The organism is Propionicimonas sp., assembly GCF_049840635.1.
GTDB lineage: Bacteria > Actinomycetota > Actinomycetes > Propionibacteriales > Propionibacteriaceae > Propionicimonas.
In genome coordinates this window covers 146,125-159,907 of sequence record NZ_JASGKL010000004.1, presented here as the reverse complement: position 1 = coordinate 159,907, position 13,783 = coordinate 146,125, and the positions used below count along the sequence as shown (strand labels likewise).

General features: G+C 70.5%; 17 protein-coding genes. 5 read left to right on the top strand and 12 right to left on the bottom strand.

Annotated elements, in window-relative coordinates; all coding sequences use genetic code 11:
• Window positions 1-196: 196 nt before the first annotated feature.
• Window positions 197-862: a hypothetical protein gene (locus QM779_RS00975; RefSeq protein WP_428530338.1), complete on the bottom strand. Its 666-nt coding sequence runs from the start codon at window positions 860-862 to the stop codon at window positions 197-199.
• Between the two features lie 192 nt (window positions 863-1,054).
• Between QM779_RS00975 and QM779_RS00970 the strand changes: the two genes are divergently transcribed.
• Complete coding sequence (locus QM779_RS00970) at window positions 1,055-1,591, top strand: AAA family ATPase (RefSeq protein ID WP_428530336.1); 537 nt, start codon at window positions 1,055-1,057, stop codon at window positions 1,589-1,591.
• Between the two features lie 87 nt (window positions 1,592-1,678).
• Here QM779_RS00970 and QM779_RS00965 read toward each other — a convergent pair whose 3' ends face one another.
• Window positions 1,679-2,725 (bottom strand): tyrosine-type recombinase/integrase, encoded by a 1,047-nt coding sequence (locus QM779_RS00965; RefSeq protein ID WP_428530334.1) that lies wholly within the window; start codon window positions 2,723-2,725, stop codon window positions 1,679-1,681.
• 389 nt (window positions 2,726-3,114) lie between these two features.
• The gene (locus tag QM779_RS00960) at window positions 3,115-3,726 is read right to left on the bottom strand and encodes a DUF4386 domain-containing protein (protein WP_428530332.1); all 612 of its coding nucleotides are present in this window, start codon (window positions 3,724-3,726) and stop codon (window positions 3,115-3,117) included.
• A gap of 72 nt (window positions 3,727-3,798) precedes the next feature.
• Here QM779_RS00960 and QM779_RS00955 point away from each other — a divergent pair, with 72 nt between their 5' ends.
• Entirely contained in the window at window positions 3,799-4,491 is a 693-nt protein-coding gene (locus QM779_RS00955; RefSeq protein ID WP_428530330.1) for a TetR/AcrR family transcriptional regulator C-terminal domain-containing protein, read from the top strand.
• A 43-nt stretch (window positions 4,492-4,534) separates the two neighbouring features.
• Here the strand turns inward: QM779_RS00955 and QM779_RS00950 are convergent, their stop codons facing one another.
• Complete coding sequence (locus QM779_RS00950) at window positions 4,535-5,185, bottom strand: DUF2461 domain-containing protein (RefSeq protein ID WP_428530328.1); 651 nt, start codon at window positions 5,183-5,185, stop codon at window positions 4,535-4,537.
• Between the two features lie 107 nt (window positions 5,186-5,292).
• On the opposite strand from QM779_RS00950, the gene QM779_RS00945 reads away from it, so the two are divergent.
• Window positions 5,293-6,081: an SGNH/GDSL hydrolase family protein gene (locus tag QM779_RS00945; RefSeq protein WP_428530326.1), complete on the top strand. Its 789-nt coding sequence runs from the start codon at window positions 5,293-5,295 to the stop codon at window positions 6,079-6,081.
• Window positions 6,082-6,335: 254 nt separating this feature from the next.
• On the opposite strand, the gene QM779_RS00940 is transcribed toward QM779_RS00945, so the two are convergent.
• Entirely contained in the window at window positions 6,336-6,824 is a 489-nt protein-coding gene (locus QM779_RS00940; protein WP_428530324.1) for an SRPBCC family protein, read from the bottom strand.
• 3 nt (window positions 6,825-6,827) lie between these two features.
• Entirely contained in the window at window positions 6,828-7,154 is a 327-nt protein-coding gene (locus QM779_RS00935; protein WP_428530322.1) for an ArsR/SmtB family transcription factor, read from the bottom strand.
• A gap of 88 nt (window positions 7,155-7,242) precedes the next feature.
• On the opposite strand from QM779_RS00935, the gene QM779_RS00930 reads away from it, so the two are divergent.
• Together QM779_RS00930 and QM779_RS00925 are read left to right on the top strand one after the other, a co-directional pair.
• Window positions 7,243-8,541, top strand: coding sequence for a MurT ligase domain-containing protein (locus QM779_RS00930; protein WP_428530320.1), 1,299 nt, complete (start codon window positions 7,243-7,245; stop codon window positions 8,539-8,541).
• A complete protein-coding gene (locus tag QM779_RS00925) occupies window positions 8,538-9,266 on the top strand; it encodes a type 1 glutamine amidotransferase (RefSeq protein WP_428530318.1) in 729 nt (242 codons plus the stop codon). Before QM779_RS00930 ends, QM779_RS00925 begins: the two co-directional genes overlap by 4 nt.
• Window positions 9,267-9,314: 48 nt before the next feature.
• On the opposite strand, the gene QM779_RS00920 is transcribed toward QM779_RS00925, so the two are convergent.
• From QM779_RS00920 to QM779_RS00895, 6 genes are all read right to left on the bottom strand, one after another.
• Window positions 9,315-9,701 (bottom strand): SHOCT domain-containing protein, encoded by a 387-nt coding sequence (locus tag QM779_RS00920; protein WP_428530316.1) that lies wholly within the window; start codon window positions 9,699-9,701, stop codon window positions 9,315-9,317.
• Entirely contained in the window at window positions 9,698-10,129 is a 432-nt protein-coding gene (locus QM779_RS00915) for a DUF6325 family protein (protein ID WP_428530314.1), read from the bottom strand. The genes QM779_RS00920 and QM779_RS00915 overlap by 4 nt, the downstream gene beginning before the upstream one ends.
• A 75-nt stretch (window positions 10,130-10,204) precedes the next feature.
• Window positions 10,205-10,819, bottom strand: a complete 615-nt coding sequence (locus QM779_RS00910; RefSeq protein ID WP_428530312.1) for a maleylpyruvate isomerase N-terminal domain-containing protein — start codon at window positions 10,817-10,819, stop codon at window positions 10,205-10,207.
• Between the two features lie 65 nt (window positions 10,820-10,884).
• On the bottom strand, window positions 10,885-11,535 hold the full coding sequence (locus tag QM779_RS00905; protein WP_428530310.1) for a LutC/YkgG family protein: 651 nt from the start codon (window positions 11,533-11,535) through the stop codon (window positions 10,885-10,887).
• Window positions 11,532-13,013, bottom strand: coding sequence for a LutB/LldF family L-lactate oxidation iron-sulfur protein (locus QM779_RS00900; RefSeq protein WP_428530308.1), 1,482 nt, complete (start codon window positions 13,011-13,013; stop codon window positions 11,532-11,534). Before QM779_RS00900 ends, QM779_RS00905 begins: the two co-directional genes overlap by 4 nt.
• Complete coding sequence (locus tag QM779_RS00895; protein WP_428530306.1) at window positions 13,010-13,771, bottom strand: (Fe-S)-binding protein; 762 nt, start codon at window positions 13,769-13,771, stop codon at window positions 13,010-13,012. Before QM779_RS00895 ends, QM779_RS00900 begins: the two co-directional genes overlap by 4 nt.
• Window positions 13,772-13,783: the final 12 nt, after the last annotated feature.

The window sequence follows — 13,783 nt, the reverse complement described above, 5'->3', positions numbered from 1 at the left end:
CGCGCGCTCATGCCGCGGTGCGCGCGGTCGAACCTGCTGATGGCCGGAGGATCATTCGAAACGGCTGTCCGTCTTGGCTGCCGGGCCTGCGAGCCGGATCCTGTTGTCGAAAGCACCTCGTGTCCCTCGGGGTCGACCCTGCGCGTGTGTAGCGGACTCCTCGCTGCTGGGTTGAGTGAGGCGCGGCCGCCCGAGGCTAGCTGCAGGTGCCCTTGCCGATTGCCACCCGGAATGGTTCGACATCAGGGTGGAGGTTGCTTCGGATCCCGAGCGTGATGCACGCATGCGCTGTGGGCGTGAGGATGCCGCCCAAGAAGCCTGTGTAGGAGTCATTGCACGATTCGAGCCGGACGCTGGCAGTCTCGTAGTCTCCGGTCGCTCGCTCCTGGCCGGTCCAGACGGCCGACGGCACCCACGCAAACCTAACCTCCCCCGTGATCGCGGTGACTTCGGCCCAGGCCACGCGGTCGTCGAGGTAGATCGGTGACTTCGAGAAGTAGCCACCCGACGCCTCCCAAGGCAGCGCACCCTCGGCCGGGATCGGGTCGAACCCGGCCTTGCTCAGCGCTTCGAAGCCCACACCGGAGGCGGTCAACACCGCCTTACCGCCTTGCATTTCCTTGGTATACGCGTCGATGCACGACAACTGCCCGGGCTGGAAGGACGCAGTTGCAGGGGACGCTGTAGATGCGGCCGACGCACCTTCCGTCGGCCGCGCCGGAGGCGCAGCGGCGGTGCAGGCGGCCAGGAACGAGAGGCCGACCGCCGTGAGAGCCAGTGCCCTGAGGCGCCGCACCGCTCGTGCCATCCCGCTGCGGCTGAACTGCAGGAGACGCGCGTCGAGGCCCTGATCTACCCGCATCCGTTACGACCTTCCCGTCCGCAACCGAACGGGTCGAGGCTACGCCGGGGCCGACTCGAGCGCACCTGCCGCGGGAGCCACCGCATGATCAGCCCACAACCTCCCTGCGAGACCAGCGCACGCTGCCGCGGCTGGCGCGGTTGCGTGTCAAGTCTCCTGCGGGCGACTGATCGCTATGGTCAGGGTGTGTCGATGTCGCAGCATCTGGTGGTCATCCGGGGCAACTCGGGTTCGGGAAAGACCACCCTGGCGCACGACCTTCAACTCGCCATGGGGCGCGGCACCGCCAACATCGGCCAGGACCATCTGCGTCGCGTGGTGCTGCGTGAGCAGGACCGTCCGAACGGCGACAACATCGGGCTGATCGCCCACACGGCCCGGTACTGCCTTGATAGCGGCTACCACGTCATCGTCGAGGGCATCCTCCACTCAGGCCACTACCGTTCGATGCTGTGCGACCTGATCGGCCAACACGACGGCCCTGCCCATGTGTTCTACCTCTACACCAGCCTGGAAGAGACTTTGCGACGTCATGCGGGCCGACCGATGGCGGCCGAGGTCGGTCCGGACCGGTTGCGGGAGTGGTACCGGGAACGCGATCTGTTGGGGATGCCCGGCGAGATCGCTGTGGACGGCAACCTGAGCCCGCAAGAGACCCTGAGAGTGCTGCGCCGGCACATCGGTCCAGTCACCGCACGGCCAGAAGTGCCGGACGGCCTGTTCCTCTGACGACAACGGGCCACAAACCGGCGCCATCGGAGCAGGACGATCGCGCGGTGGGCCTTCGGGGATCGCCACGGCTCACGATAACGATAGTCACGCTTCCGCCAACCTCGACAGCGCCTCTGCGATCGCCTTGTCGCGGTCGGCTGCCGCGTGCTGGTAGCGCATCGCGGCACTGGGTGTCGAGTGGCCGAGCCTGCCCATGAGTTCGGCGAGGGTGGCGCCGGTCTGGGCAGCAAGCACGGCGCCCGTGTGGCGCAGGTCGTGGAATCGGAGGTCGGACCGTCCGGCCTTCACCCTCGCCTGGTGGTACTGCCAGCCGAACGCCCGCGGGTGGATGTGCTGGCCGCTGGACGACGCGAAGAGCATCGCATCCCGGCCGCGGTCGGTGTGCTCGGCGAGGTGGGCTTCCACCGCCGGGAGGATGTGGGGTGGAATGTGGACCTCGCGGAGGCCAGCGGCGGTCTTGGGCGTGCCGACGACCGCCGTGGAGGTCAGCTTGCCGGTCTCGGGGTCGCGGACGCTCGGCCAGGTCACGCCTCGGGAGACGGTGATGGTCCCCCGCTTCAGGTCGATGTCCCGGCGGCGGAGTTCGGCGATCTCGCCGTAGCGCAGCGCGCACCAGCCACCGAGGAGGACGGCCAGCTGCAACCGCTTGGGCATGTTCGCGGCGATCGCCGCCAGCTCGGCGGGGGTCGCCGGCGTGATCTTCTTGGCCCGCTGGGCGCGTCCGGCGCCCGGGATCTTGCACGGGTTGGCGGGGATCAGCTTCTTGTCGGCGGCCGTCGTAGCTATCGCCCGCAGCAGCTGGTAGACGTGCGCTCGCTGCGTGGGCGTCTGGGCGTCGAGTTCGTCGTACCACGCCTGAACGCGCGCCGGGGTGAGTTGTCGTAGCGGCAAGCTCCCCAGCGCCGGGAGGATGTGCCGGTCGAGGTAGCGGCGGTAGTCGGCGGCTGTCCGCGCCTTCAGCGGCTCGCCCTTGGCGGTCTTGCGGCCGGACAGCCACTCGTTGGCGAACTCTTCGACGGTCTGCCCCGAGACCTTGCGGACGGCTCGTCGCTCGGCCGGCGGCGTCCACGTGTCGAGGTCGATCAGCTTCCGTTCGGCGGCCAGCCATGCCACGGCGTCGTCCTTGGTCATGAACGTCGATGGCGGGCGGTGCAGGACGAGATCGGGGCCTGTGTAGGCCGCCTGCCAGCGCTTCGAGGGCAGCTTCCGGAGACGTCCGAAGCCCCTTCTCTCCCGCTGTTCGTGCAACATACGTGCAATATAACAGCCCCCGAGAGCCTCTGTCTGCCCACTTCTGACCAAGTAACGGGGCGCGTATGTTGAGGCGTATCACCTAGTCATTGCGCTGACGGCTAGGGAGCATTCCGTTATTCGGCATTATGCAGAGTATCTGGTTCGAGTCCCGTTACTCACCCCATGCGAAGCCCGTCCTGACCAGGTCACCTGGTCGGGGCGGGCTTCTTCGTGCAGGCCGGCACGCGCGTAGGTGTGAATCCGTACACCGTGTGTGGTGGACAAACTCACAGCGTCGCGTTGTTGACCGCACCACCCACGACGATGAGGTGGATCGCGAGCCACAGCTCGAAGCAGAAGACCGGGACGGCCGCGATGCCGGCAGCGACCCCGTTGAGCGGGATCACCGCCCACAGCTGGGCACCGTTGCTGGCGAGTACGACCGTCCCCCCGACGATCCCCAGCGCAGCGAGCCCTCGAGGCACGGCCCGCGAGTCCCACAGCAGCCATCCGAGCACGATCGTGTTGACGCTGATCACCAGCCCCTGGCCGAGCAGGAAGGACGCGGCGTGCACCGCGGCGGCGGTCTCTGACCATCGCTCCGCGACGTCGGGGACCAGCGAGGTCGCGAGCAGCGGAAGGGCGCCAGCGAGGATCACCGACGCCTCCACCGCGCGCAACAGCGCGAAGGTCGCGGCGCGCGCCGGGCCGTACGAGTGCAGCAGGACCGCCATCAGCACCCCCGTCCCCGCGCAGCCGATCGCCAGCGCGAACTCGAGCGTGACGCCGGCGGCCACGAGGCCGGAGCCGTAGGCGAACACCGCTGCCACGGACGTGACATGGGTGAGGAGATAGAGCAGGCCGGCAGCGCGGGCGTGCCGTCGTCGAGCGTGCGTCACGTGAGAGTGCCTCCATTCTGGATATACGGCGTATACCGCTGTCTCGTCGTAGGTTAGGTGTACGCTGTATACGTGTCAATCCCGATCGCGCGTGGCCGACTCGATCGGCCGCGGGTCGTCCAGGCCGCGGTCGAACTCGCCGACGAGCACGGGCTGGACGCCGCGAGCATGCGCGGCGTCGCCGAGCGGTTGGGTGTGACGCCGATGGCGCTGTACAAGCACATCGCGAACAGGTCGCAGCTCATCGACGCGATGCTCGACCAGGTACTCGACCAGATCCCCCCCGCCGCCCACCAGGGCCGATGGAGCCAGGCCGTCCGGTCGCGCATCTTCGCCGCGCGCAGTGTGCTCCTCGCGCACCCGTGGGCGAGGGACGCGATCGAGTCCCGCACGCTCGCGACCGCGACGACGCTCGCGTACATGGACTCGCTCATGGCAGCGATGCTCGCCGGCGGCCTCTCGGCCGATCTCGTGCACCACGCGATGCACACCCTCAGCACCCGCATGTGGGGATTCACCCGTGACGTGCTCCCGACCCCCCGCGTCCCGGAGGCCCCGGAGGAACGCGCGCGGGCCCTGTCCGACTTCTCGGCGTCGTATCCCGCCATCGTGCGGATGGCCACGACGTCGTCGCACGCCGGTGCCTCCTGCGACGAGGACGCCGAGTTCGCCTTCGCCCTCGACCTCATCCTCGACGGCATCGGACGGCTCCACGAGGACGGCTGGCGTCCCCCCGGTGCCGTCGCCGAAGGCACCCCGGTCTGATCCCGGCCCGCCCCAGTACGAGCGGAGCGGCCGCCTCAGCGTGTCAGCGAGGCGAGACATCCTCCCGCGGCACGAGCGACGTCGCGAGCCACCGGTTCAGGGCCGCGAAGCTGCGCCAGTCGGCGCGGACGCGGTCGACGACCTCCGGGGTGGCCAGCCAGTCCGGATCACCGTGGTCGGCCGTGGCGAGCACCGTCCGGTACCGGAGCAACCGAATCCTGGGGTGGGCGGGATCCACGCCGCGCGGCGCGGTCCTGAGCTCGTCACCGTGCACCTCCACCCCACCCTCCTCCAGCGCCGCGACGATCGCCACCAGCGCCTCACCGGTGTCGTCGTCCAGCACCGCCGCCCGGTAGGCGTCCAGCTGCCCCGGCTCGGGGCGCCACCAGCCCGTCCCGGTGAGCAGGCCCGCGCCGCTGAGCTGCACGTACAGGCCGACCCCCGGCGAGATGTGCACGACCGCGCCCTGGTGGGTCTTGTACGGCGTCTTGTCGGCGGAGAAGCGGACGTCGCGGTACGGGCGGAACACCTTCGGTTCCCCGAACTCCCCGGCCAGCGCGTCGCACAGCGCCTGCATCGGTTCCCGCACGACCCGGCGCCAGCGGTCCTGGTTGGCCAGCCACCACGCGCGCTCGTTGTTGTGCTCGAGTTCGGTGAAGAAGTGGACCGCGTCGATGGGGAAGCCGGACGTCATGGGGTCACTCTGGCACCGCGTCCGCGTCCCGCAAACCCCGGACGCCCGACCGGCAGCCACAACGCGCGCTACCGTGACGACAACCAACCACGAAGGCAGGTGCGGCAGTGCCCGACGCGATCCGCTGGCGGTCCTACGTCGCGATCGGTGACTCCCTCACCGAGGGTCTCCAGGACCTGGACGCCGCAGGCGAGCCGATCGGCTGGGCCGACCGCCTCGCCCAGCACCTCGCCGACCGGGCCGGCGCGCCGATCCGGTACGCGAACCTGGCGATCCGCGGACGCCTGCTGGGCCCGATCCTTGCCGAACAGGTCGAGCCGGCGCTCACCCTGGCCCCGGACCTGGTCAGCATCTGGGGCGGCGGCAACGACATGCTGCGTCCCGACGCCGACCCGGACGCGATGGCCGCCGCGGTCGAGAGCGCCGTCGTCCGGTTCCGCGAGGCGGGCGCGGACGTGCTGATCGGCCTCGGCATCGACGCGAAGGACTCTCCGGTCGTCAGGCTCACCCGGAACCGGACGGCGATCTACAACATGCTGCTCGTCGGTGTCGCCCGCCGGCACGGCGCCCACGTCCTCGACGCCTGGAACATGCGCTCCCTGCACGACTGGCGGATGTGGTACGACGACCGGATCCACCTCAACGCCGCCGGCCACGCCCGGGTCGCACAGGGTGCGCTGGTCGGACTCGGACTGACACCCGACAGCCCCGACTGGGACGCGCCGCTGCCGCCCGCGCCGTCGATGAGCCGTCGCGAGGAACTCGACTGGAACCTCGTCTGGGCCCGAGACCACCTCGGCCCCTGGCTGGGCCGCCGGATCCGGCGGACGAGCTCCGGCGCGGGTCGATCCGCCAAGCACCCCGCCTACTACGAGGTCGCCCCGTCCCCCGCCTGACCTCCACAAAGTGGACGGAAAGTGGCGACTACACCGCAGTTGCGTCCACCACAAGGTGGACGGGCTCGCGTCCCGCACAAAGTGGACGGAAACGCGGGACTACGCCGCAGCTGCGTCCACTACAGGGTGGACGGGAACGGCTGGGGCCGCCCGCACCCCCGTCCACCACAAAGTGGACGGAAACGGGCGACTACGCCTCAGTTGCGTCCACTACAACGTGGACGGAACTGGCCGACGGCGACCGCTGAGGCCGGTCAGCCCTCGGCGAGCAGGGCGTCGATCTGGTTGATCGCCAGCGTGGCGCCCTCCTCCATGCCCATCTCGAGCACCTGGGCCAGCGCTTCGGCGGTCTCGTAGGTGCTCGAGAACGTCGCCCTCGTCCCCGCGCCGGCCGCCTCGAAGGCGTAGGTGTTGGTGGAGACCGGAAGGTCCGACCGGACGCGGAATTCCTCGTCGGCGAAGAAGTCCTCGAACGTGAAGCCGTTCGGCTCGTCGACGGCGAGTACCCGCCAGCCGCCGTAGTACTTCTCACCCTCGGGTCCGGTCATGTAGTACAGCACGCGGCCGCCCGGGGTGAGCGCGTGCTCCACCACGGTGGCCGGATGCGTCGGCGGACCCCAGACCCGCTCGAGCTGGCGCGGGTCGGCGTACAGCTGCCAGACCCGGGCCAACGGAGCGGCGAACTCCGCGGTGATCACGATCGAACGGTCGTCGGGATTGGTCGAGACATCGATGACGGGCATGGGTCATCCTTCCTGGAGGAACGAGTCGATGCGGTCGATGCGGCCCCGCCACACGCCCTCCAGCTCGGAGAGCATCGAGGCGACCGACCGCACCGCGTCCACGTCGCCGCTGGCCAGCTGCTCGCGGCCGTGACGCCGCTTGGTCAGCAGGCCGGCTCGCTCGAGCACGGCGACATGCTTCTGGACGGCGGCGAACGACATGTCGTAGTTCGCCGCCAGCTGCGTGACCGAGTGCTCCCCCGCCAGCACCCTGCGCAGGATGTCGCGCCGGGTGCGATCGGCGAGGGCGTGGAAGAACGCGTCCGCCCTGCCCTCTGCGTCCTCGATCACCCCACAAACATACAACCAAACAGTTGTACGTTGTCAATGGTGGACCGCAGGGAACAGTGGACCGCCTGTGAGTTGGCACAATGGGGCCATGCCGTCCCCCCTGAGCACGCCCGCAGCGCCCGCGTCCCTGCCCCGGGGCGAGCTGCTGCGCCTGTGGGTGGCCATCCGGCTCGGGGACGCAGCCGCGCTCGCCTCCCGCCTCGCCGGTCGCGGCTCGGGGGCGTCCATCCGCGGCCAGGTGCTCACCCGGATCGCGCCGGACGCCTTCGCCGACCTGCTCCAGGGCCGCCGCGTGCTGGCGGTCTCGGGCACCAACGGCAAGACGACCACCACGCACCTGCTCGCGGCGGCCGTGCGCGTGGGGCTCGGCAGGGACGCCGACCGCGTGGTCACCAACGCCGACGGCGCGAACCTCCACTACGGGATCGCCTCGGCGCTCAGCCAGCGGCCGCGGTCCGACATCGCCGTGCTCGAGACCGACGAGCGCGTGGTCTCGGACATGATCGCGCACGCGCGTCCGGAGATCCTCGTCCTGCTGAACTTCAGCCGCGACCAGCTCGACCGCCATCACGAGATCAAGGCGCTCGGACGCTCCTGGCGGATCGCCCTCGAGACCGCCGCCGCCGCAGGCCCCACCATCATCGCCAACTCCTGCGACCCCCTCGTCGTGTGGTCGGCCGGCACCGCGGCCCGCGTGGTGTGGGTCGAGACCGCGACGGTCTGGAACGCCGACGGCGCGCTGTGCCCGGCCTGCGGCACCGTGCTGCGCCGCAGCGCGACCGCGGCCGGCGAACGCTGGGACTGCCCCGGCTGCGAACTCACCCAGCCGGACGCGGCCTACCGCGTGGACGGCGACCGGATCGTGCTGCCGAACGGGACGAGCGTCCACCCCGACCTCCAGGTGCCCGGCTCGTTCAACGTGTCGAACGCCGCCTGCGCGCTCGCCGCCGCGGTCGAGTTCGGCGTGCCCGCCACCGACGCGCTCGCGGGAATGCACACGGTCACCGCCCCCGCGGGACGCTTCGCCACCACCCACTTCGGACGCACCAGGGCGCGGCTGCTGCTCGCCAAGAACCCCGCCGGTTGGGCAGAGGCGCTGCCGCTGGCCACGTCCGACCCGGTGGTGCTCGCGATCGACTCGGTCGCCGCCGACGGCAAGGACGTGTCCTGGCTGTGGGACGTGGAGTACGAGCAGCTCGCCGGACGCCACGTCGTCTGCACGGGCCCCCGCGCGCAGGACCTCGCCGTCCGGCTCAGCTACGCCGGCGTGGACCACGAGGTGGAGCCCGACCTACGGGCCGCCCTCGGCGACCGCGACGTGCCCGTCGACGTGATCGCCACCTACACACCGTTCCAGAAGCTGCTGAAGATGGCGGGGCTGCGATGACACCGGTCGAGATCGTCCTCGTCTACCAGTCGCTGCTGGGCATCTACGGGGACCGCGGCAACGCGCTGGTCCTGCGACAGCGGCTGCTGAGGCGCGGCATCGATGCAACGCTGACCGTCGTCGAGCCCGGCGACGAGGTGCCTTCGACCGGCTCGTTGTACCTCCTCGGCGGCGGCGAGGACGCGGCGCAGATCTCGGCGGTCCGCGAACTGAAGGCCGACGGTCACCTGTTCGACGCGCTCGACCGCGGCGCCGTCCTGTTCGCGGTGTGCGCGGGCTACCAGATCGTCGGCCGGACGTTCACCGTCGGCGACCACGACGAGGTGATCGACGGCCTCGGCCTGCTGGACGTGACCACCCGCCGCGGCAGCGAGCGCGCTGTCGGCGAGGTGCTCAGCAGCTGGACGCGGCCGGACGGCACCGAGAGCCTGGTCACCGGCTTCGAGAACCACGGCGGCTTCACCTACCTCGGTCCGGACGCAGCACCCCTCGCCCGCGTCGAGATCGGCATCGGCAACTGCGGCGACGGCACCGACGGCGCCGTCCAGGGCAATGTGCTGGGCATCTACCCGCACGGCCCGATCCTCGCCCGGAACCCCGACCTGGCCGACCACCTGCTCGAGCGGGCACTGGGCCACGAACTCGACCCGCTGCCGATGCCCGAGCTGGACGAGCTGCGCCGCCAGCGCATCGAGGCCGTCCGGAAGTCCGGCCTGCGCCGCTGAGCGCTACGCCGTCAGGACGCTAGAGCACGCTGAAGTCGTAGGCCACGGTCAGCCCAGCAGCTTGGCCTTGGCCGCCGCGAACTCCGCGTCCGACAGCAGGCCGGCCTCCTTCATGGACGCCAGCTGCTGCAGTTGTGCCATCAGGTCCGTGGCCGGCGCGGCGGGTGCGGCGGGTGCCGGCGGCGGGGTCGGCATCACCGGCCACGTGGCGGGTGCCGGGTCCGGGGCGGAGGCCTGCAGCTGCGTCACCTGCTGCCTGAGGTCGGCCAGTTCGGCCTGCTGTGCCTGCGCGGCCGCCTGCTCGTTGGCCACGGCCTGCGCCTTCGCCGACTGGGCCTGCGCGACGGTCCCCGCGGCCGCTTGTGCGGTCCCCGCGATCACCGCCGTCCGCGCCATCGTGCCCAGCAGGCCGGGACGTCCCACCCTTCGCCTCATCGGTCCTCCTCCTCGTCCGGAACGGTGTCCACGATCTCCTGCACGACGACATCGGCGACCGCCACCTCGCCGAGCACCGAGCCGCCCACCCCGCGCACCGCAGTGAGCAGCGGGACCACCCAGGTGTTCTCGAAGGCGATCACGAGCCCCTGGCTGCCGGCGGCGAGCCCGCTCGTGAGTTCCTCGATATCGTCCTCGGCAAGCAGCCCTTCGAGGTGGTCGACCAAGCCGCTCAGGTCGTCCCAGCTCGGGGCATCGGCCAACTCCGTCACGGAGAGCGTGCCGTCCTCGTCGCGGCGCGCCAGCACGGCATCCAGGATGCGCACGGTGCCGCCGGCGACCAGCGCGCCCAGCTCGGTCAGGACGGCCGCGTCCAGCCCCTCACCCGGCAGCGCGAACACCACAACCTCCACAGGTCCGAGTTCCACCCGTCCTCCTCTTCTCGCCTGACGTGGAACCTACTCCATCGCCGAAAGCACCGCACCGGACCACAGGTCGGAGGATCAGAGCACGGTGAAGCCGTCCGGGAGAGCTCGTCGGCCGGTGCTGGCCAGGAGCAGGTCGCCGGCCCGTCCCCCGGCCACGGCCAGATCGGCGATCAGGGTGAGCGTCAGCCGGGCCGGGAGCCCAGGCGGCTCGACCGGGATGCCGAGTGCGACGGCGAGGTCGGAGGTGTGGACAGTCAACTCCAGCACGCGGGTCAGCACGAAGTCGCGCAGGCGCATGCCGCCGGCGATGGTCGTGGGAAGCTCTTCGCCGTCCCGGTCGGCGAGAAGTGCGAGTACGCGCCGGGCCAGTTCCGCCACCGCCGCGACGGGGTCGTCGCCGAGCGCGCGACCCGCGTCCCGGCCCCGCTGGGCGATGTCGGCGCCCGCAGACATTCCGCTGATCGCCAGGTAGTAGTCGCGCGCCGACTCGACCTCGACGGCGGCTGCCGGTACCGCCAGGTACGACTCGACGGTCAGGAACGACCGGCTGGTGTGCCCGGCCAGCGCACGGACGTCCCACTCGCCGAGGCCCGGCTCCTCCCAGCGGTCATCGACCTGGGCGAGCACCTCCTGGAACCACACCGTCGCCTCGGAGTACGCCTGTCGCGCCTCGGCCCAGGTCTGTGTCATCTCGACCTCCCTGGCAGCAGGGTAGAGCGTCCGGACGTTCTGCACAGGTTCGGCCGGGGCGGGGGCTACTCCGCCAGCACGACGAACAGGTTTCGCGGCCCGTGGACGCCCTCGACACGGCTGAGTTCGATGTCGGAGGTCGCGGAAGGGCCACTGATCCAGGTCAGCGGTGCGCCGGCGGTCACGGCGTCGGCGAGGCGGGCGACCGCCTCGGGGACGTCGGAGACCACCTGGTCGGCGCGGACGACCACCAGATGCGTGTCCGGCACGAGCGTGAGCGCCCTGCGGCCCTGATCGGCCGCGTGGTCGAGGACGATCGTGCCGGTCTCCGCGATGCTCACCGCGGACGCGGTCACCACGCCGTCGATGGCGTTCAGTTCGGCCCGTGACAAGGGCGGATCGTCGTCGTGGACGGTGATCCCCGCCGCCTCGATGGCCTGCCGCCAGGTCTGCTCCAACCCTGACGGCAGGACCACCGAGCGAACCCCGGCACCGCCGAGGAGGTCGGCGACCCGGGCTGCGACGTCCGCCGCACCGCACCGGGCCACCGTCGCCTTGTAGTCCTCGCACATCTCCACGAACCGGTCGAGCACGTCCGGCATCGCGGTCGCGCGCCCGTACTCCCAGGTGATGGGGACGTCGAGTTCCGGATCGGGCTGGGTGACGTCCGCCAGTGCCGAACGGACCCGACCCAGGATCTCCTCGCGCGCGTTCACTGCTGCTCCTCCCCGCGGTTCTTGTGCCACCACTGCCGGAACGACTCCTGGGGCGGCATCGGCAGGTCGCGCGCCCGCGTCCACGCCGCGGCCGGCCACGGCAACGGGCCGAGGTAGTGGGTGTTCGGCAGCACCCGCGCGGCGAGCGAAGCCAGGCCCTCCACGAACTCGAAGTGCTTGCGGTCGCTCAACGCCCAGCCGGCCAGCCCGATCGCGATCGGCTCCAGGTGCACGCCGGCCTTGTGGTCGGCCACCTCCTTGCGCAGGTGGACGAGCATGTCGGGGATCGGGATCCGCACCGGGCAGACCTCGAAGCACGCCCCGCACAGGCTGGACGCGTACGGCAGCGACTGGTCGATCGGGTGCTCGATGCCGCGCAGTTGCGGGTTCAGCACCGCCCCGATCGGGCCCGGGTACACCGAGCCGTACGCGTGCCCGCCGACCCGCTCGTAGACGGGGCAGATGTTCAGGCAGGCCGAGCACCGGATGCAGCGCAGGGCAGGGCGTCCCTGCGGGTCAGCGAGCGCGTGAGTGCGTCCGTTGTCGATCAGGACGACGTGCACCTCCTGCGGTCCGTCGCCGGGCGTGACGCCGGTCCACATGGACGTGTACGGGTTCATCCGCTCGCCGGTGGACGAGCGCGGCAGCAGCCGCATGAACACCTCGAGGTCGGCCGTCGTCGGCAGGACCTTCTCGATCCCGACCACCGAGATCAGCGTCTCGGGCAGGGTCAGGCACATCCGTCCGTTGCCCTCGGACTCGACGACGACCAGCGTCCCGGTCTCGGCGATCGCGAAGTTCGCGCCGGAGATGGCGACCTTCGCGCGCAGGAACTTCTCCCGCAGGTGCCGCCGCGCGGCGCTGGCCAGTTCGGCGGGGTCGTCGGTGATGTCCTCGGGGGCCGGCGTGCCGTACTGCTTCATCTCGCGCAGGAAGATCTCGCGCACCTCGGCGCGATTGCGATGGATCGCGGGGACGAGGATGTGGCTGGGCCGGTCGTGGCCCAGCTGGACGATCAACTCGGCGAGGTCGGTCTCCCACGCCGCGACGCCGGCCTCCTCCAGGGCCTCGTTGAGCTCGATCTCCTGGGTGGCCATCGACTTGACCTTGACGACCTCGTCGACGTCCTTGGCCTTCACCAGGGCGACGACGATCGCGTTCGCCTCCGCCGCGCCCCTGGCCCAGTGGACGGTGGCGCCGGCCTTCGTCAGCGACTCCTCCAGCTGGACGAGGTAGCGGTCCAGGTGGCGCAGCGTCCGGTTCTTGATCGCCTCGCCGGCCAGCCGCAGCTCCTCCCACTCGGGCACCTCGGAGACCCGCAGCACGCGCTTGGCGCGGATCGTCCCGGTGGCGTGGCGAAGGTTCTTGCGCAACTGCTCGTTGCCGAGCTGCTCCTTGGCGTTCTTCTGGAACTTCGGCATGCCCAGGTAGGTGCCGGGAGGCGGGGCCGGCGTGCGGCGCATGGCTTCGGTGCTCATGCCTTGCCTCCCTCGGTGTGGGCGAGGACCTCGGCCAGGTGGATGGGTTTGACGCCCGAGTTCTGCCGGTGCAGCAGGCCACCGATGTGCATCAGGCAGGCGTTGTCGCCGGTGATCAGGTATTCGGCGCCCGTGTCCATCACGTGCCGCGCCTTGTCGGAGCCCATTGCGACCGAGACGTCCGGGTTCTTCACCGAGAACGTCCCGCCGAAGCCGCAGCACTGGTCGGACGCGTCCAGCGGGACCAGGTCGATGCCCTTCACCTTGCTGAGCAGCTGGTAGGGGCGGTCGCCGACCTTCGCCACCCGGACCGAGTGGCAGGTCGGGTGGTAGGTGACCCGGTGCGGGAAGTAGGCGCCGACGTCGGTCACGCCGAGCACGTCCACGAGCAGTTCGGTGAAGTCGTAGGTCTTGGCGACGACCGCGTCCACGGCCTCGGCCAGTTTCGCGTCCCTGGCGTGCTCGGCCAGCATCGGGTGCTGGTGCCGCACGGCGCCGATGCAAGAACCGGACGGCCCGACGATGTAGTCGTAGTCCGAGAACGCCTTCACGTAGTTGCGGACGTCGGGGACGGCGGCGTCGAAGTAGCCGGTGTTGGTGAACATCTGGCCGCAGCACGTCTGTTCGAGCGGGAACTCGACCCGGCAGCCCAGCCGCTCGAGCACCGACACCACCGCCTTGGGCGTGCCCGGGAACATCACATCGTTGATGCACGTGGCGAACAGCGCCACCGTGATTCCACCGGACGGGATCGTCATCGTTCCTCCGTT